Annotated in this window: 15 protein-coding genes; 5 read left to right on the forward strand and 10 right to left on the reverse strand. The window is 72.2% G+C overall.

The window, feature by feature from the left end; genetic code table 11:
- Positions 1-394 precede the first annotated feature (394 nt).
- The 3 genes from ACFWIC_RS12750 to ACFWIC_RS12760 all read left to right on the forward strand — a co-directional run bounded on the left by ACFWIC_RS12750 (position 395) and on the right by ACFWIC_RS12760 (position 3,296).
- Positions 395-1,996, forward strand: coding sequence for an acyl-CoA carboxylase subunit beta (locus ACFWIC_RS12750; protein WP_329885503.1), 1,602 nt, complete (start codon positions 395-397; stop codon positions 1,994-1,996).
- A gap of 81 nt (positions 1,997-2,077) precedes the next feature.
- Complete coding sequence (locus tag ACFWIC_RS12755; RefSeq protein ID WP_380518183.1) at positions 2,078-2,290, forward strand: acyl-CoA carboxylase subunit epsilon; 213 nt, start codon at positions 2,078-2,080, stop codon at positions 2,288-2,290.
- Between the two features lie 313 nt (positions 2,291-2,603).
- Positions 2,604-3,296 carry a ScbR family autoregulator-binding transcription factor gene (locus ACFWIC_RS12760; protein ID WP_380518186.1) on the forward strand — a complete coding sequence of 231 codons (693 nt, stop codon included), beginning with the start codon at positions 2,604-2,606 and terminating at the stop codon, positions 3,294-3,296.
- A 19-nt stretch (positions 3,297-3,315) separates the two neighbouring features.
- Here ACFWIC_RS12760 and ACFWIC_RS12765 read toward each other — a convergent pair whose 3' ends face one another.
- Complete coding sequence (locus ACFWIC_RS12765) at positions 3,316-3,966, reverse strand: ScbR family autoregulator-binding transcription factor (protein ID WP_329885506.1); 651 nt, start codon at positions 3,964-3,966, stop codon at positions 3,316-3,318.
- 351 nt (positions 3,967-4,317) lie between these two features.
- Between ACFWIC_RS12765 and ACFWIC_RS12770 the strand changes: the two genes are divergently transcribed.
- Positions 4,318-5,385, forward strand: coding sequence for a ScbA/BarX family gamma-butyrolactone biosynthesis protein (locus ACFWIC_RS12770; RefSeq protein ID WP_380518189.1), 1,068 nt, complete (start codon positions 4,318-4,320; stop codon positions 5,383-5,385).
- A 47-nt stretch (positions 5,386-5,432) separates the two neighbouring features.
- Here ACFWIC_RS12770 and ACFWIC_RS12775 read toward each other — a convergent pair whose 3' ends face one another.
- The 7 genes from ACFWIC_RS12775 to hemL all read right to left on the reverse strand — a co-directional run bounded on the left by ACFWIC_RS12775 (position 5,433) and on the right by hemL (position 12,673).
- Positions 5,433-5,837 carry a hypothetical protein gene (locus ACFWIC_RS12775; protein WP_329885508.1) on the reverse strand — a complete coding sequence of 135 codons (405 nt, stop codon included), beginning with the start codon at positions 5,835-5,837 and terminating at the stop codon, positions 5,433-5,435.
- 124 nt (positions 5,838-5,961) lie between these two features.
- Positions 5,962-7,095: a c-type cytochrome biogenesis protein CcsB gene (gene ccsB, locus ACFWIC_RS12780; protein WP_329950302.1), complete on the reverse strand. Its 1,134-nt coding sequence runs from the start codon at positions 7,093-7,095 to the stop codon at positions 5,962-5,964.
- A gap of 3 nt (positions 7,096-7,098) precedes the next feature.
- A complete protein-coding gene (locus tag ACFWIC_RS12785; protein ID WP_380518191.1) occupies positions 7,099-8,907 on the reverse strand; it encodes a cytochrome c biogenesis protein ResB in 1,809 nt (602 codons plus the stop codon).
- Positions 8,908-8,909: 2 nt separating this feature from the next.
- Complete coding sequence (locus ACFWIC_RS12790; RefSeq protein ID WP_329885511.1) at positions 8,910-9,680, reverse strand: cytochrome c biogenesis protein CcdA; 771 nt, start codon at positions 9,678-9,680, stop codon at positions 8,910-8,912.
- A complete protein-coding gene (locus tag ACFWIC_RS12795; RefSeq protein ID WP_329950301.1) occupies positions 9,677-10,285 on the reverse strand; it encodes a TlpA disulfide reductase family protein in 609 nt (202 codons plus the stop codon). The genes ACFWIC_RS12790 and ACFWIC_RS12795 overlap by 4 nt, the downstream gene beginning before the upstream one ends.
- Positions 10,286-10,610: 325 nt before the next feature.
- Positions 10,611-11,258 (reverse strand): histidine phosphatase family protein, encoded by a 648-nt coding sequence (locus ACFWIC_RS12800; protein WP_329885745.1) that lies wholly within the window; start codon positions 11,256-11,258, stop codon positions 10,611-10,613.
- Positions 11,259-11,332: 74 nt separating this feature from the next.
- Positions 11,333-12,673 (reverse strand): glutamate-1-semialdehyde 2,1-aminomutase, encoded by a 1,341-nt coding sequence (gene hemL, locus ACFWIC_RS12805; protein WP_329950300.1) that lies wholly within the window; start codon positions 12,671-12,673, stop codon positions 11,333-11,335.
- Positions 12,674-13,139: 466 nt separating this feature from the next.
- Here hemL and ACFWIC_RS12810 point away from each other — a divergent pair, with 466 nt between their 5' ends.
- Positions 13,140-13,622 (forward strand): hypothetical protein, encoded by a 483-nt coding sequence (locus ACFWIC_RS12810; RefSeq protein WP_327678121.1) that lies wholly within the window; start codon positions 13,140-13,142, stop codon positions 13,620-13,622.
- 113 nt (positions 13,623-13,735) lie between these two features.
- On the opposite strand, the gene ACFWIC_RS12815 is transcribed toward ACFWIC_RS12810, so the two are convergent.
- A complete protein-coding gene (locus ACFWIC_RS12815) occupies positions 13,736-15,547 on the reverse strand; it encodes an LCP family protein (RefSeq protein WP_380518196.1) in 1,812 nt (603 codons plus the stop codon).
- 964 nt (positions 15,548-16,511) lie between these two features.
- Positions 16,512-17,000 (reverse strand): MarR family winged helix-turn-helix transcriptional regulator, encoded by a 489-nt coding sequence (locus tag ACFWIC_RS12820; RefSeq protein ID WP_380353601.1) that lies wholly within the window; start codon positions 16,998-17,000, stop codon positions 16,512-16,514.
- Between the last annotated feature and the right edge of the window lie 102 nt (positions 17,001-17,102).

Consider the following 17,102-nt stretch of genomic DNA (forward strand, 5'->3'; position numbering starts at 1 on the left):
CGGAGTTTTTGGTGCATCCCTACGACTGCCCTGCCGCCACCGGCCGTCCGGCACAGCCTTCACGGCCGCACCGAGCGACCCTTGAGCGATCCTCGATCCGACCCGATCGGCGCTGCTCATGACAGCCCTGACCTGCGGGTTTCCTCATGCTCAGATCATCCGGCGGCCACCTGGGCGAAAGCTCGGGGTAATCGAACAGCTACCGGCCGCATGGGCTGAAACGCTACGGGTTCTGTGCAGCCCTGACATCTAAACGGACGCGACCTTGTACGGAATCGACGCCGAAACCAGCACGCGGCCCCTCGTACAGTCATAAGTGAAGAAGTGATTCGCAGCCGGGGGCATCGCAGACGTTGGCTGTCGGACAGTTCCCTCACCTTTGGAGTGGTTCGAGATGACGGTTGTGCATGAGGCACCGGTCGGAGACGACATCCCGGAGAGCCCGGCGGACGCCCGAGGGCGGGTCGCCGAGTTGCACGAGCTTCGCGAGCAGGTCCGCCGCGGCCCCAGCGAGAAGGCCACCGAGGCGCAGCACGCCAAGGGCAAGCTGACCGCCCGCGAGCGTATCGACCTGCTGCTCGACGAGGGCTCCTTCCGCGAGGTCGAGCCGCTCCGCCGGCACCGCGCCACCGGCTTCGGCCTGGAGGCCAAGAAGCCGCACACCGACGGCGTGATCGTCGGCTGGGGCACCGTGCACGGCCGGACGGTCTTCACCTACGCACACGACTTCAGGATCTTCGGCGGCGCCCTCGGCGAGGCCCACGCCCAGAAGATCCACAAGATCATGGACATGGCCATCGCGGCCGGCGCCCCGCTGGTCTCGCTGAACGACGGCGCCGGCGCCCGCATCCAGGAGGGCGTCACCGCCCTCGCCGGGTACGGCGGCATCTTCCAGCGCAACACCCGGGCCTCCGGCGTCATCCCGCAGATCTCCGTGATGCTCGGCCCGTGCGCCGGCGGCGCGGCCTACTCGCCGGCCCTGACCGACTTCATCTTCATGGTCCGCGAGACCTCGCAGATGTTCATCACCGGCCCGGACGTGGTGCAGGCCGTCACCGGCGAGAAGATCAGCCAGAACGGGCTCGGCGGCGCCGACGTCCACTCCGGCGTCTCCGGTGTCGCGCACTTCGCGTACGACGACGAGCAGTCCTGCATCGAGGAGGTCCGCTTCCTCCTCTCCCTGATGCCGCAGAACAACCGCGAGATGCCGCCGCCGGTCGTCAACGACGACCCGGTGGACCGCCGCAACGACTCGCTGCTCGACCTGGTGCCGGCCGACGGCAACCGCCCGTACGACATGCGCAAGGTGATCGAGGAGATCGTCGACCACGGCGAGTACCTGGAGGTCCACGAGCGCTGGGCCACCAACGTCCTCTGCGTGCTGGCCCGGATCGACGGCCACGTCACCGGCATCATCGCCAACCAGCCGCAGTCGCTGGCCGGCGTCCTCGACATCAACGCCAGCGAGAAGTCCGCGCGCTTCGTCCAGATGTGCGACGCCTTCAACATCCCGCTGGTGACCATGCTCGACGTCCCCGGCTTCCTGCCCGGCGTCGACCAGGAGCACGACGGCATCATCCGGCACGGCGCCAAGCTGCTCTACGCCTACTGCAACGCGACCGTGCCGCGCATCCAGCTGATCCTGCGCAAGGCGTACGGCGGCGCGTACATCGTGATGGACTCGCGCTCGATCGGCGCCGACCTGTCCTTCGCGTGGCCGACCAACGAGATCGCCGTGATGGGCGCGGAGGGCGCGGCCAACGTGATCTTCCGCCGCGACATCAACGGCGCCGACGACCCGGACGCCATGCGCGCGCAGAAGATCAAGGAATACAAGAACGAACTGATGCACCCGTACTACGCGGCCGAGCGCGGCCTCGTGGACGACGTCATCGACCCGGCCGAGACCCGCCAGGTCCTGGCCTCCTCGCTGGCCATGCTGCGCACCAAGCACGCGGACCTGCCGAGCCGCAAGCACGGCAACCCCCCGATGTAACAGCGCGGTTCGGCCGCGGACAGCACCGCGGCCACAGTGCCGACGACCCCTCACCCTCTTCCGCCGGGAGAAGACCGGACCATGACCGCTTCCGCCGAACCACTCGTCCGCATCGTCCGCGGCTCGCTCACCGACGAGGAGCTCGCCGCCCTGACCGCCGTGCTGATGGCGCGCGCCGCGTCCGCCCAGCAGGCGGCCTCCGCCGCCTCGCCGGTCGAGCCGATCGCCAACTGGCAGCGCCTGGAGCGCCGCCCGGCGTACTACTCGCCGGTCAGCTGGCAGTGGGCCGCCTGAGGCCCGCCCGCAGCACCGGACCGCACGACCGACGGCCGGTCACCCTCGGGGTGGCCGGCCCTCGGCGTTCGCGGTGCACGATCGCGGCGCACGGTCGCGGTGCGCAGTCACGGCGCACGGTCGCGGCGCAGAGCCACGGCGCACGTTCGTACACGTGAACCGGCGTACAGACCGGCGCGCGATGCCATTCGCGCGCCGGAGAGTGACCCCGGGTGCTCGATAGGATCGCCACCGGACGGTACGCGGCCCGCCGCCCCGTCGGCCCGTGGGATCCAGCCGCTGCCGACGACCAGAACTATCCGAGGAGGCTGCGATGGCCAGGCAGGCCCGGGCGCTGGCGACCCGCCAGGCGGTGCTGCTCGCCGCGGCCGAGGTGTTCGACGAGCGGGGCTACGCGGCCGCCACCATGGCGGAGATCCTGGAACGGGCCCGCGTCACCAAGGGCGCGCTCTACTTCCACTTCCGCTCCAAGGAAGAGCTGGCGCTCGCCGTGATCGCGGGCCAGAGCGCCTGGCTGGCCACCTGGCAGCCGGCCTCCGAGAGCCCGGTGCAGACCCTGATCGACCTCGGCTACGCCTTCGCCCACGCCCTGCTCGACAACCCGGTGCTGCGCGGCTCGATCCGGCTGACCATCGAGCACGGCAGCTTCACCCAGCCGCAGATCGCCGCCTACCAGGGCTGGACGGACGCGGCCCGCGAACTGCTGGAGCACGCCCGGGACTCCGGTGAGCTCCGCCCCGGGGTGGAACCGGCGGCCGCGGCCGGAGTGATCACCGGCGCGGTGACCGGCATCCAGCTCAGCTCGCAGGTGTTCACCGACCGCCGGGACCTCCTGCGGCGGATGGCCGACCTCTGGACGCTCCTGCTGCCCGGCCTCGTCCCGCCGCACACCCTGGCCCGGCTCGTCCTGGCCGACCGGCTGCCGCCCGCCGAAGCGCCTGCGGGCACGCCGCCCGCGGACGCACCACCGGCGAAGGCACCGGATCCCGGACCGCCCCCGGCCTGATCCGCCGCCCGCCCCGCTGTCAGGTCCGGTACTCCCCGAAGCGCTCCGCCGGCACGAGGGCGGGCAGCGCGGCCGCCCAGAGCCCGCGGACCGCCTCCTCCGCGAGCCGGCCGGTGGACTCGGCGGCGAACAGCACCAGCCCGGCCGCCAGCGTGGTGAGCAGTTCGGCGGCCTGGCCCCGGTCCAGCCCGGGGCGCAGCTCGCCGGCCTCCCCCGCACGGTCGAGCAGGGTCCGGAAGACGGCGGTCAGGCTGCGCCAGGCGTCCGCCGACGGCTCCGGGGGTGATCCCGCCGGCGCCACCACCAGTCCGCCCGCGCAGGCCGCCGGCCGGCCGCCGAGGCCGAGCAGCACACCGGCCCGGACCACCACGTCCTCGCGCAGCAGCCGGCCGAGCTCGTGGGTGAGGTCGATCAGCTCCTGGACGGCCGGCGCGGCGCCGCGCAGGGCCCGCAGCACGGCCGCGCCGATCGCGTCCCCGGCCTCGGCGCGGACACCGTCGGCGAGCGCCTGCTTGGAGACGAAGTGGAAGTAGAGCGCGCCCTTGCTGACGCCCGCCCGGCGACTGATGTCGACCAGGCTGGCCGACTCGAAGCCCGCGTCCGCGAAGGTGTCCGCCGCGGCCAGCAGCACGGCCTGCCTGGTTCGCCCCGCCCGTTCCTGCTTAGCCACTCGGCCCCTCCGGCCCCGGCCGCGGCGAGCTCCGGCTCGCCCGGGTGCTGTCTCGGCGCCGCCGTCGGTGGTGGTGCGGCGCCACGCATGCGGACCGGCCCGCCCGAAACCGCATGGTTGGTATCTAATCTAGCCCCTGGTCGGTCCCCGCCGTCCAGGGGGGACCGACCCCCGTCCAAGGTCCGGACTCTCCCGGCCGGACGTTCCCGCAGACCAGCGGCCGGGTAGCGTGTGCATGTCGGCTTTCCGGCAGTGGCGGCCCCGCACGCCGAGCAGAAACCGGGTGGCCTGTATGTTTTTCCGAGGCCGCTCACGCGGCCGGTCGACCGACACCCGGGAGTGGGGCCCGCCATGCCAGCGATCGCAGAACCGGACGGCGATTCTCCGTACCCCCACCCCGCTCCCGGCCACCCCGGCCACGCCCGCTACGACTTCCACGAGCGGACCGTCTCGCGCCGTCTGGTGCACCGTTCCTCGGTCGCCGAGGTCCTGATCACCGGCTGGCAGGCCACCGGCCCGTACGACTTCCTGCTCGGTGCCCAGTGGCCCCGGCTGCACGGCTTCTACCGGCTGCCCGGCGACCGCCACCACGACCCCGTCCTGATGGCCGAGACGATCCGCCAGGCCGCCCTGCTGATCGGCCACGTCGGCTTCGGCGTCCCGCACGACCACCACTACGCGCTCGACGAACTCAGCTACGCGCTCGGGCCTGCCGGCCTCGACGGCCTCGCGATCGCCCCCGCCCCCGCCGCGTTGATGCTCCGCGTCGGCTGCCAGGACGTCCGGATGCGGCACGGCCGGCTGGCCGCCCTGCGGGTGCACGCCGAGATCGAACGGGACGGCCGTCCGGTCGGCCGCGGCTCCGGCGAACTGCGGGTGCTCTCCCCCGCCTCGTACGCCCGGCTGCGCGGCCCCGGCCGCCCGGCTCCCGCTCCCCGGCCCCCGGAGTCCTGCACCGCGCCCGAACTCGTCGGCCGCCAGCGGGCCGCCGACGTCGTGCTCGGCCCCTCGTTGCTGCCCGGCAGCTGGCTGCTGCGCGCGGACGCCGACCACCCTGCGCTGTTCGACCGGATGGACCCGGCCCCCGACCACGTCCCCGGGATGCTCGTCCTGGAGGCGGCGCGCCAGGCCGCCCAACGGCTCTGCCACCCGGCCCGGGTGGCGCCGGTCGAGCTGGTCACGTCCTTCCACGCCCCCATCGCGCTGGACCGCCCCTGCCTGGTCCGGGCCGTCCGCGAGCCCGCCCCGGAGAGCGGCCCCGGGGCCGGTCGTGACGTACGGCGGCTCCCGGTCCGGGTCCTGCTGGTGCAGGACGGCCGGACGGTCGCCGAGTGCCGGCTGCTGGCCGGTCCGGCCGACGGCGGGCCGACCCCCGTCGGGCCCGCCCCGGTCTGCCGGGGCCTGTCGCTCGCCGGCTGATCCGGCGCCCGCACCGGCGCCGTGGCTCCCCCGGTACCGCCGTCAGGTCAGGCCGCGACCAGGGCCGACGGACGACCCGCGTGCATCACGCTGAGGTTGGCCGCCAGCCGGACCGGGTCCTGGGCCAGCCAGAGCCGCAGCGCGGCGCCCAGCATGGCGCTGGCAGAGCCGATCCGGACCTCCGTCACCTGGGCGATCCGGGCCGCACCCGGCACCAGCAGATCGGCCAGCGGCGTCGGCAGCCAGACGGTCAGCGCGCACGGCGCGGGCGCCGCGAGGGCCCCCAGCAGCCGGTAGGCGTCGGTCGGCGAGCTGAACGTGGGAATGATGTCCAGCAGGCCGTCTGCCACCACCTCGGACACGTCGCTCCGGTGCCCCTGGGCGAGCCGGCGGAGCAACGTGCGCTCGGCGGCGGTGATTCGGACGGTCAGCATGACCTCGTCGCACTCCATTGCGCGATTTCCTCCTCGGTTCATTCCCGTGCCGGACCGGACGGCCGGCACGAACTACCCCTCTCGCACCTCGGCCCGGCTTCCTTGTGCGGAGCGCCGGGCCGGTGGGTGGTGCAGCCCCCGGTCAGAGCCCCGCGTAGGAGTGCTTGCCGGTGACGAAGATGTTCACGCCGTAGTAGTTGAACAGCCAGCAGGCGAAGGCGCCGAGGGCCAGGTAGGCGGCCTTGCGTCCCTTCCAGCCGGCGGTGGCGCGGGCGTGCAGGTAGCACGCGTAGGCGACCCAGGTGATGAACGACCAGGTCTCCTTCGGGTCCCACTCCCAGTACTTGCCCCAGGCCGCCTCGGCCCAGATCGCGCCCGCGATGATCGTGAAGGTCCAGAGCGGGAAGACCAGCGCGTTGATCCGGTAGGACAGCTTGTCCAGGGTCGACGCGGCGGGCAGCCGGCGCCAGATCGACGGCGAGGTGCCGAGCGGGCCCCTGGTCAGACCCGCCGCCATCCGCTTGTCGAAGGAGTCCTTGCCCAGGTACAGCAGGGTCGCGATGAACGCCGCGTAGAAGGCGCCGCCGCAGACGATCGCGGTGGAGACGTGGATCGCCAGCCAGTACGAGTGCAGCGCCGGAACGAGCTGCTCGGACTCGGTGTACAGCACCTCGGTGGCGATGCCGAGCGTGAGCACGACGGCCAGGGTGACCGGCAGGCCGAGCCAGCGGACCGGCTTCTTCGACAGCAGCAGGCCGACGAAGGCCACCGTCATCGCGAGCGCGAAGGCGCAGGAGAACTCGTACATGTTGCCCCACGGCCAGCGGGACACCGAGAGGCCGCGGGTGAGCACGCCCCCCACGTGCAGCAGGGCTCCGAGCACGGTGAGCGAGACCGCGATCCGGCCGGCCAGGTCGGCCTTCTCGCTGGTGCCGGCCGCACCCGGGCCGTCGACCTCGTCGTCGCCGCGACCGCTGGTCACCACCGTCGCGCCTTCGCCGGCCAGTGCGGTGCGGGTGAGCGTGGTGGTGCCGCCGCGCGCGGAGGCGACGGTGACGGTCACCTTCTTGGAGCCCTTGGCCTTGGCATCGGCCTCGGCGACGGTCTCGGCCAGGCCGGCCTGCTCGATGGAGCGGACGGCGACGGCACCCTTGGCACCGAAGGTCCACTCGAACATGTAGGCGAACATGGCGATCAGGTAGACGGCCATGGCCGAGTAGATCAGCTTGTTGGACAGGTCGGCCAGCTGTGGGTCGACCGACGAGGCGAGGTGCACCGTCTACTCCTTGGAGTTCTGGTCGGCAGGGACTGCGGGGTCGGAAGGTGCGGGTGGTGCGGAGGCCCCGTCGGCCTCGTCGGAGCCGTGTGCGTCGGCTTCGGCTTCGGCTTCGGCTTCGGCTTCGGCTTCGGCTTCGGCAGCGTCGTCGTCCGGGTCGTCGTCCGGGTCGTCGAGCGCGGGCGCGTCGTCCTGGAGGTCGACCGCCAGCTCGGCCAGCTCCTCGGCGATCTTCGCCGACTCACTGCGGCCCAGCCCGGCCAGCTCGACCAGCGTGCCACCGTCCGGAAGCGCCACCGCCCGCACCCAGATCCGGCGCCGCTGCACGAACAGCGAGCCGATCAGGCCGAGGATCGCCAGCACCGCCCCGACGAGGGCGATCCCGTTGCCCGGACGGTGCGAGACGTTGAAGCTGGCCCACTGCTTGTAGCCCTCGAAGGTGACGCTCCCGTAGCCGTCCGGAAGGGTCCAGCCCTGGCCCGGCTTCAACCGGACCTTGGCGGGCTCGCCCTCCTGCTGGAGCTGGGTGAGGTTCTTCGTGTTGAGCTGGTAGATGTTCTGCGGCAGGCCGGAGTCGGTGCCCAGGTCTCCCGCGTAGGCGTTGAGCACCAGCGCCGGGTCCGCGTCACCGGGGAACAGCGAGCGCGGGCCCGTGTTCCGGTCGAACGCCACCGGGGCGGTCGGCAGGAAGAAGCCGGAGAAACCCATCTGGGTCTTCTTGCCGTCCTTGTCGCCGTAGTCGGAGACCTTGACGACACCGGTGGACGTCAGGTTGCCGTCCTGCGGCAGGAACGGGGTCGCGCCGGTGTAGACGACGTCGCCCGCGCCGTTCCGCACGGTGATCACCGGGGCGTAGCCGTGCCCGATCAGGTAGAACTTGCTGCCGCCGACCTCCAGCGGGTGGTTCACCTCGATCGTGCCCTGCTTGAGCTTCCCGGCGTCGCTGCCCCCGTAGTACTCGACGTGCGCGGTGAACTCCCGTGCGCTGCCGATCTGGTCGCCCCGGCTCTGGAACTTCGAGGTGAAGTTCTTCAGCTTCACGTAGAACGGGTCGAGGTCGTCGGTGCCGTAGAACCTGGTCCCGGTGAAGTCGTCCAGCTGCGTGATGGTGTTCGAGTAGCCCTCGCCCTCGACCAGCAGCTTGCCGCCGGTGCCGCTCGCCAGGCTCGCCCAGGCGAAACCGCCGAGCAGCGCGAACAGCGACAGGTGGAAGACCAGGTTGCCGACCTCGCGCAGGTAGCCCTTCTCGGCCGCCACCGCGCCGCCGCCGAGGTGCGCGCGGAACCGCCGCGCCCGCAGCAGCCGGTGCGCGGCGGCGTTGACGTCCGCGACGTCCGCGTCCGTCCGCCAGGCCGCGTACACCGGCATCCGGGTCAGGTTGCGCGGCGCGGCCGGCGGCTGCGCCCGCAGCACCCCGACGAACTGCCAGGTGCGGGGGACGATGCAGCCCGCCAGCGAGACGAACAGCAGGATGTAGATCGCCGAGAACCAGACCGAGCTGTAGACGTCGAACAGCTGGAGCTTCTCGTAGATCGGCGCGACCGTGGCGTGCTGCGCCTTCCAGCTCTCGACCTTGAACTGGTTCTGGCCGTTCTGCGGGATCAGCGAACCGGGGATGGCCGCCAGCGACAGCAGGAAGAGCAGGATCAGCGCGACCCGCATCGACGTCAGCTGACGCCACATCCAGCGCAGCCAGCCGAGCACGCCGATGCCGGTCGGGCCGTCCGACTCGATCGGGGCGGTGGTCATCCTCTCCGCCGCGTCCTCGACCTCCTGCGCGGGCAGCTCGGTACCGGTCGTGGTCTTGCTCACGGTCAGATTCCGATCTGGAAGGAGGCGGTCCAGGACTGCAGCTCGTTCACCATCGAGTTCCAGAGCCCGGTGACGAGCAGCAGACCGACCACGACGAGCATGCCGCCGCCGATCCGCATGACGAGCGGGTAGTGCCGCTTGACCCAGCCGAAGGCGCCCAGCGCCCGGCGGAAGGCCACCGCGGCCACGACGAACGGTACGCCCAGGCCCAGGCAGTAGGCGGTCATCAGCAGCGCGGCGCGGCCGGCATCGGCCTCGTTGAGCGCCAGGTTCTGCACGGCGGCCAGGGTCGGGCCGAGGCAGGGCGTCCAACCGACGCCGAAGACCACGCCCAGCATCGGCGCGCCGACGAGGCCGACCGCCGGGCGGCGGTGCGAGCGCAGCTCGCGCATGCTCAACCCGGGCACCAGCCCCATGAAGGCCAGGCCCATCACGACGGTCAGCGCGCCGAGCACGATCGAGATGACGCGCTCGTGCTCCAGCAGCGTCGACCCGAAGTAGCCGAACAGCGCCCCGGTGGAGACGAAGACGGCGGTGAAGCCGAGGATGAACAGCAGCACCCCGGCCAGCATCCGGCCGCGCCGGGCCCCGCGCGCGTCCGCGAGGTCGGCGGCGGAGAAGCCGGTGACGTAGGAGAGGTAGCCGGGCACCAGCGGCAGAACGCACGGCGAGAAGAACGACACCAGACCGGCCACCAGCGCGATCGGCACGGCCACCAGCAGCGCCCCGCTCTGGATCGTCCCGGTCGTGTCGGCGAGGAGTGCGGCACTCACTGCTTCTGCTCCGCGAGCACCGGCTGGATCATCGACTCCAGGCCGTCGTCGATCTGGCCGCCGACGGCACGGGCGGCGAGCTTGCCCTCGCGGTCGACCACGATGGTGGTCGGCACGGACTGCGAGTTGAGGCTGCCCTTGGGGAACTTCAGCAGCTGGGTGCCCGCAGGGTCGTAGAGGCTGGGGTAGGTGACGCCCTTCTCCTGCTCGAAGCGGACCGCGTTGGCCTTCTCGGGGTCCCGGGTGTTGATGCCGAGGAACTGGACGCCCTGGTCCTTGTACTTGTCCCAGACCCGCTGGAGGTCGTCCGCCTCGGCCCGGCACGGCCCGCACCAGGAACCCCAGACGTTGAGGACGACGACCTTGCCCCGGTAGTCGGAGAGCTTGACCGGGGTGTCCTCCAGCGTGTTGCCGGAGATGTCCGGCGCGTCCTGGCGATGTCCGGCGGCAGCCGTGGAGATGTTGCTGCCCTTGGCCTTGACGAAACCGATCTGGCCGTCACCGCTGGCCGACGAACCGGAGGAGGAACAGCCGCTGAGGGCGAGCGCGGCGGCGACGGCGGTGGCGGCGGCCGCTGCGGCGAGACGGGGACGGGGGCGCGTCATGCCAGACATGTGAAAAGTTTCGCATGGAGTTCCAGGCAGGTTCGGGGGGGTCCGGCCTTCCGTGTCGAACCCCCTCTGACCTGCGGCGGTACCGGAGCGGCGGGTCGCGGCGAGGGTGATGAACCCCATATTTAGCCGGGCCCTACATCGGGCGGGGGCACTCGTCCCGTCCGCCGCACGGCGTCCGTGGCGGCGGAGCCGCGTGCCCCGGGGCACGGGGTTCCGCCGCCACGGCGGTGACGCTGCGGCGAGCACGCCGCGGCGAGGACGCCACGTCACGAGGACGCCACGCCGCGGGGAGGGCGTCGCCGCGGAGGGCGCGGGGTCAGGCGCCGAAGCTCTTGCCCACCGGCTTGCTCTTGCCGCCCTTGCCGACCAGGTGCACCGGCAGCAGGTCGCGGGCGGGCTCGCGGTAGCCGACCGACACGATCCGGTCCCCCTCGTACGTGAAGCTGGTCAGCGAGGCCAGCGAGCACTGCCGGTTGCGCGGGTCGTGCCAGAGCCGGCGGCGCTCCACGAAGGAGCGGACGATCCAGATCGGCAGCTGGTGGCTGACGCAGACCGCCTCGTGCCCGCGCGCGGCGTCCCGGGCGGCGGCCAGCGCGCCCATCATCCGCACCGCCTGCTCCAGGTACGGCTCGCCCCAGGAGGGCCGGAACGGGTTGGTGAGGTACTTCCAGTAGGCCGGGTTGCGCAGCGAGCCGTCGCCCACCCCGAAGGTCTTGCCCTCGAAGATGTTCTCCGCCTCGATCAGCCGCCCGTCCACCGCGACGTCCAGGCCGTGCGACTTGGCGATCGGCTCGGCGGTCTCCTGGGCCCGCTCCAGCGGGGACGCCACCACGTGGGTGATGTCCCGGCCGGACAGGTCCTCGGCGACCCGGTCGGCCATCTGCCGGCCCAGCTCGGACAGTCGGTAGCCCGGGAGGCGGCCGTACAGGACGCCCTCCGGGTTGTGCACCTCGCCGTGCCGCATCAGGTGGACGACGGTGATCTCTTCGGCACTCACTTCTCAGTACTCCTGGGAGCTTCGTAGGGGTCGTCCGGAGCCTAGGCCGTGGCCGGGGCGGTGGCCTCGGCGGCCGCCCGGGCGGCGATGGGCAGGGCGGCGGCGATCCGCTCGACCGCCCGCTCGTCGTGGGAGGCCGAGACGAACCAGGACTCGAACGCGGACGGCGGCAGGTAGACGCCCTCGGCGAGCATCGCGTGGAAGAACGCGGTGAAGCGGAACGCCTCCTGGGTCTTCGCCCGCTCGTAGTCGGTGACCGCGCCCTCGGTGAAGAACACCGAGAACATGTTCCCGGCGGTCTGCAGCCGGTGCACGACGCCCTCCTTGGTCAGCGCGTCCGACACCAGGCCGGAGACCTCGGCGGCGACCCGGTCGACGGTGGCGTACACCTCGTCGGTGCAGCCCCGCAGCTGGGCCAGGCCGGCCGCGGTGGCGATCGGGTTCCCGGAGAGCGTGCCGGCCTGGTAGACCGGGCCGGCCGGGGCCAGGTGGGCCATCACGTCGGCACGGCCGCCGAAGGCCGCCGCCGGGAAGCCGCCGCCCATGACCTTGCCGAAGGTCAGCAGGTCGGGCGCCCAGCCCTCACGCGCCGCCTCCAGGCCGTACCAGCCTGCCTTGGAGACGCGGAAGCCGGTCATCACCTCGTCGGAGATGAACAGCGCGCCGTTCTCCCCGCAGACCCGGGCCAGGCCGGCGTTGAAGCCGGGCAGCGGCGGGACGACGCCCATGTTGCCGGGCGAGGCCTCGGTGATCACGCAGGCGATCTCGCCGGGGTGGGCCCGGAAGGCCTCCTCGACCGCGGCGAGGTCGTTGTACGGCAGCACGATGGTGTCGCCGGCCTGCGCGCCGGTGACGCCCGGGGTGTCCGGCAGGCCGAAGGTGGCCACACCGGAACCGGCGGCGGCCAGCAGCGCGTCCACATGGCCGTGGTAGCAACCGGCGAACTTCACGATCTTGGCCCGGCCGGTGAAGCCGCGGGCCAGCCGGATCGCCGACATGGTGGCCTCGGTACCGGAGGAGACCAGGCGGACCTGCTCGACCGGGGCGACCCGCGCGACGATCTCCTCGGCCAGCTCGACCTCGCCCTGGCCGGGCGTGCCGAACGACGTGCCGCGCGTCACCGCCTCCCGGACGGCGTCGAGCACGGCGGGATGCGCGTGGCCGAGGATCATCGGGCCCCACGAGCAGACCAGGTCGACGTACTCGCGCCCGTCGGCGTCGGTCAGGTAGGGGCCGGTGCCGGACACCATGAAGCGCGGCGTACCTCCGACGGCGCGGAACGCGCGCACCGGGGAGTTGACGCCGCCGGGGGTGACGACCGAGGCGCGGTCGAAGAGCGACTGGGACTGGGGTGCTTCGTAGGGGTAGCTCACGTGGGACATGGTCTCAAATCGTGTCCTTCACCTCTGCATGTCGGACCTCATCATCTGGAACGATGATCCGGGCGCCAAAGTCTGTACGGTTATCCGTACAACGGGTCCCCTGGCTGTGTCGGCTCTCCGAACCAGTCAGACTATGTACCCGGAGTGCGTCCAGAGTGCCCCGCACTCGGGATGCACGGGCACTCCGTGTCGATGCAGGGGTGTGAAGAGGACTGCCGCGTACCTCGACTGGGTACGGCGGCGCATGACGGGTAAGGAGCACGTCCGGCGGGACGCCGGGTGTGCGGGGGTCTGTCGATTCCGGCGAATTCCGGTGAGGATGGTCCGAGTGTCCGAGGCGCAGGACGGCTACGACGAGGCCGCGGGTGGCCCCCGCCGCCCCGCCGAGGCCGCACGCGGGGGTACGGGAGCGGGAACGGGGCGTGGCGGTCGTGGTGGCGAGAGGCGGGGTGAGGGACGCGTGGGGGTGACCTACAAGTACTTCGGGGCACCCGACCGCGCCACCGCCGCCAGAGTCCCGACGGCGCTCGGCCCCGGCGGGCTCGGCCTCGACGCGGGCGAGCTCGGCTCGCTCGGCCGGCTCGGGGACCTGATGGAGACCAGCGGCTCGCCCAACGGCCACCTCTCCACCAAGATCAAGCCGGAGACCATGAGCGCCATGGTCCTCACCGGCATCCAGGGCGTGCCGCTGCACCAGGTCCCGCCGCTGGAGCTGGTGGTGCTGCACCCCGACTACGCCGTCGTGCAGCTCCCGCAGAACGTGGTCGAGCCGCTGCGCAAGGCGGACGAGACCGAGCTCGGCGCCGCAGCGTTCATCTGGTCCACCGTCCCCGACCGCCGGGGCCCGCGCGACGCCTTCGTGATCTACAGCATGCTGCACGAGTGGCAGGACTTCGCGAACCGCCTGCACGACGCCGGCCACCAGCTCTACTGTCTCGTCTGGCCCTGATCCCTCCGGTCCGAACCCGGACCCGAACCTGGGATACCTGACACCGGAACACCTGACACCGGAACACCCGCCCCGGCCCCGAACCGACGTTCGGGGCCGGAGTCGTCGGCAGGTCAGCCGCCGGAGCCGTAGGTGGTGTTGGCGCAGATGTCGTCGTCGGCCGAGCGGGCCTCCTCGGTGACCGAGGTGGGCAGCGGGGCGGGCGCGGTCGGGGTGGCCGCCGGCGCACCCGAGGCGGCGGCGCCGCCGTTGGCGTCGGCGTAGTCCTTGCCGAGCACCACGCTGATCCCCGCCGCCGAACTGGCGGCCAGGGTGGCCCCGGGGAAGAGCGCGGCGACCTTCTCGGCGTTGGCCTTCTGCCCGGCGCCGTACTCAATCGTGGTGGTGGCCTTGTTGGTGGACTTCGCCGTCATGGTGCCGGTGACGGTGAACTTCGCCGCCTTGAGGGCCTCGCTCGCCTTGCCCGCCAGGCCGTTGACGGTCGTTCCGTTGTAGACCGCCACCTTGACCGGGGTCGTCACGGCCGCGGTGGTGGGCGGGGCGGTGGTGGTCGGGGCCGCCGGCGTCGGCACGGCCGGGGTCTCCGGCGCCGCCGCGGGTGCGTCGGGCTGCTGACCGGTGGCGTCCTTGCCGTCGAGGGTGTGGTCGGCCCGGATGGCCTCCCACAGCTTGTCGGCGTCGGGCTTCACCAGGTCGAGGTTGGCACCGTGGTAACGCCACGGCGGGGTGACGAACTTGAGGTCGTGCATGTCGATGCCCTTGAGCGAGAGCGCGAGGGACATCAGCTTGTCGACCGAGTTCAGGCCCTCGTCGACGCGCAGCGACTTGGTCGCGGCGTCGGCCAGCGGCAACAGGGTGGTCGGGTCGAGACCCTGCTTCTTCACCGTGCTGATCATCGAGCTCATGAAGGCCTGCTGACGCTTCATCCGGCCGATGTCGGAGCCGTCGCCGATGCCGTGCCGCAGCCGGACGTAGTCGAGGGCCTTCTGGCCGTCCACCTTCTGCTTGCCGACCGGGAGGACCTGCGCACCCTTCTTGTTGAGGTTCGGGTTGATGTCGCCCTCGTAGATCGCCTTGGGGAGGCAGACCTCGACGCCGCCGACGGCCTTGGTCATCGAGGAGAAGCCCGAGAAGTCCACGACGATGGTGTGGTCCACCCGGATCCCGGTGAGCTTCTCCACCGTGTTCTGGGTGCAGGCCGGGTTGCCCTCCGGTGAGCCGCCCGTCTCGAACGCGGCGTTGAAGAGGACGTCGTCGCCCTTCTGCTCCTTGGTCCACTTCCCGTTCGGCAGCTTGCACGGCGGGATCACGGCCAGGGTGTTGCGGGGGATCGAGACGCCGATGGCGTTCTTGTGGTCGGCGTAGACGTGCAGGAGGATCGTGGTGTCCGAGCGGGCGCCCTCGGAGTTGCCGCCGCCGAGGTCGGAGTTCCCGCCGCCGCGGCTGTCGGAACCGATCAGCAGGATGTTCACCGGCTTGTTGCCGTTGGCGTCCGCGGTGGCCTCCGGCGGGCGGTCCTTGCTGACCGCGTCCGAGTCGAAGGTCTTGATGTTGCCGCTGAGCTTGAAGTAGATCGCTCCGCCGGTGCCGGCTATGAGCACCAGGGCGCCGACCGCCGTCCAGCCGACGATCTTCTTGACGTTCCGCTCGGGCTTCTTGCCGCGTCCGCCGGACCTGCGGTGCCCGGAACCACCGCCCTGGCCCCCGTCGCCGCCCTGGCCGCCGCGGCCGCCACGGCCCTGCGACTGCGCCGCCTTTCGGGCCTCGGCACGTCCGCCGGCCCGGGGGGCCGGGATCGAGCCCGTGGCGCCGTCCTTGGCGGCCGGAGCCGTCGCCGCCCGGGCGCCGGAACGGGTGCCGGAGCCGGTGGGGCCGCCCGTGGAACCCGCCGAGCCGGTCGAGCCCTCCGACCGTGGTCGGGCCACGCTGGGCTGACTCCTGTCTCGGCGACCCGACATCCCCGCACCTCTCACGGCTGTGCCATCGAACGAACGGCGGCCAGGAAATGCCCCCCTGGTGCCAGGTGGAGCATACAAGCCGACCGGAAACCGCCTTCCGCCGCGCCGGGTGAGGACGTCGTCAGGGGTCGGAGCACGGGTCGGGGCGGAGCTCGGGGCGGAGGTCCCGGCAGAGGTCTGGACCGGTGGCGGGACGGGCCGCGGTGGCCCTCGGCAGGGCGTTCGGCCAGGGACCCCGCCCTCCCCGACCCCCGTCGCGCGAGCGGGCGGATGCCCTCGCGCCCGTGAGCCCCCCTCCGTGAACCGGAAATGCCCGACCGCTGTCGGGCCGAATTCCGCGGTGCCACGCCACCGGAGGACGTCGAACGCGACGAAACAGGGAGGAGGGCGTTCGCGGACCTTCGGCCGCAGGCCGGGAATCTCCCGCTCGGTGCTTGACCGCCCGGATCCGGGCGGTCAAGATCCGCGCCATGCCGCTTTCACCGGCGTTGTCGCGGCGTTGCCACCGGCGTTGTCACCGCTGCGGCGACGGGGCGGCTCTCCGGTGTGCCGCCGCTGTGCGAGGAGTCCCGCAGCCCCGCCCCCGACTCCGATCGGACTGCCCGGAGTTCGTCCGCCGCCGTGCCTGCGCGGCGCCGGGGAGAACAGGCACACGCGAGCGGATTCACACCTCGGTGCGGAGGCCCGGAAACGATCCGCCCCCCCTGACGACTGCCGCCCGCGCCGGTTCGGCTCGGCGACGTCTCCTCCGCGCCTGTCGAACGGTCATTTCCGTGGACCGGCCGCCGTGCTGCGACGTTCTGTCCGCCACAGTTCCGTTGATCCGCCGCGCACTCCACCGAAAAGGTTCACCGCCGCGACGGGGACCGGGCGCCACGGGCGGACCCGGCCGCCCCGATGCGCCCGATCGCCGACCGTCCTTCGGGCGGCCTCAGCTCCGCGCCCGGCGCGCCCGGCGGACCGTGCGCTCGCTCTCCACCGGCTCCGCCAGCGCGCCGCCCACCAACCGGGTCAGCGCCGAGACGAACACCGTGCGCTCGCCCTCCGGCAGCGACTCCAGCACCTCCCGGTGCACCCGGTCCGCGATCGCCGTACCCCGCTCGACGGCCCGCTCGCCGTCCCCGGTGACCGAGATGATCCTGGCCCGGCGATCGGTGACGGACGGCCTGCGCTCGGCCAGCCCGGCCTTCTCCAGCTCGTCGACGGTCACCACCATGGTGGTCTTGTCCAGGTCCGCGAGCTCGGCCAGCTGGATCTGGGTGCGCTCGCCCTCCAGGGCGTGGAAGAGCACGCAGTACGCGCGCGGCGTGATGCCGAGCTCGACGAAGGCGGCCGCCATCCGCGTCGCCAGGACGTGACTGGCGTGGTCCAGCAGGCCGGAGATGTCACGGATCTGGCGCGCGGGCGGACTCGTCGTCATGGCTCCGAGACTAGCAACACCGTCCGCAGGCGGATGATCCCGTGCGGGAGTGCCCGGTCTCCCCCACCGGCACTCCCCCGCCGGCACTCCTCCACCGGCGCT

This window comes from Kitasatospora sp. NPDC127035 (genome assembly GCF_042726075.1).
Lineage (GTDB): Bacteria > Actinomycetota > Actinomycetes > Streptomycetales > Streptomycetaceae > Kitasatospora.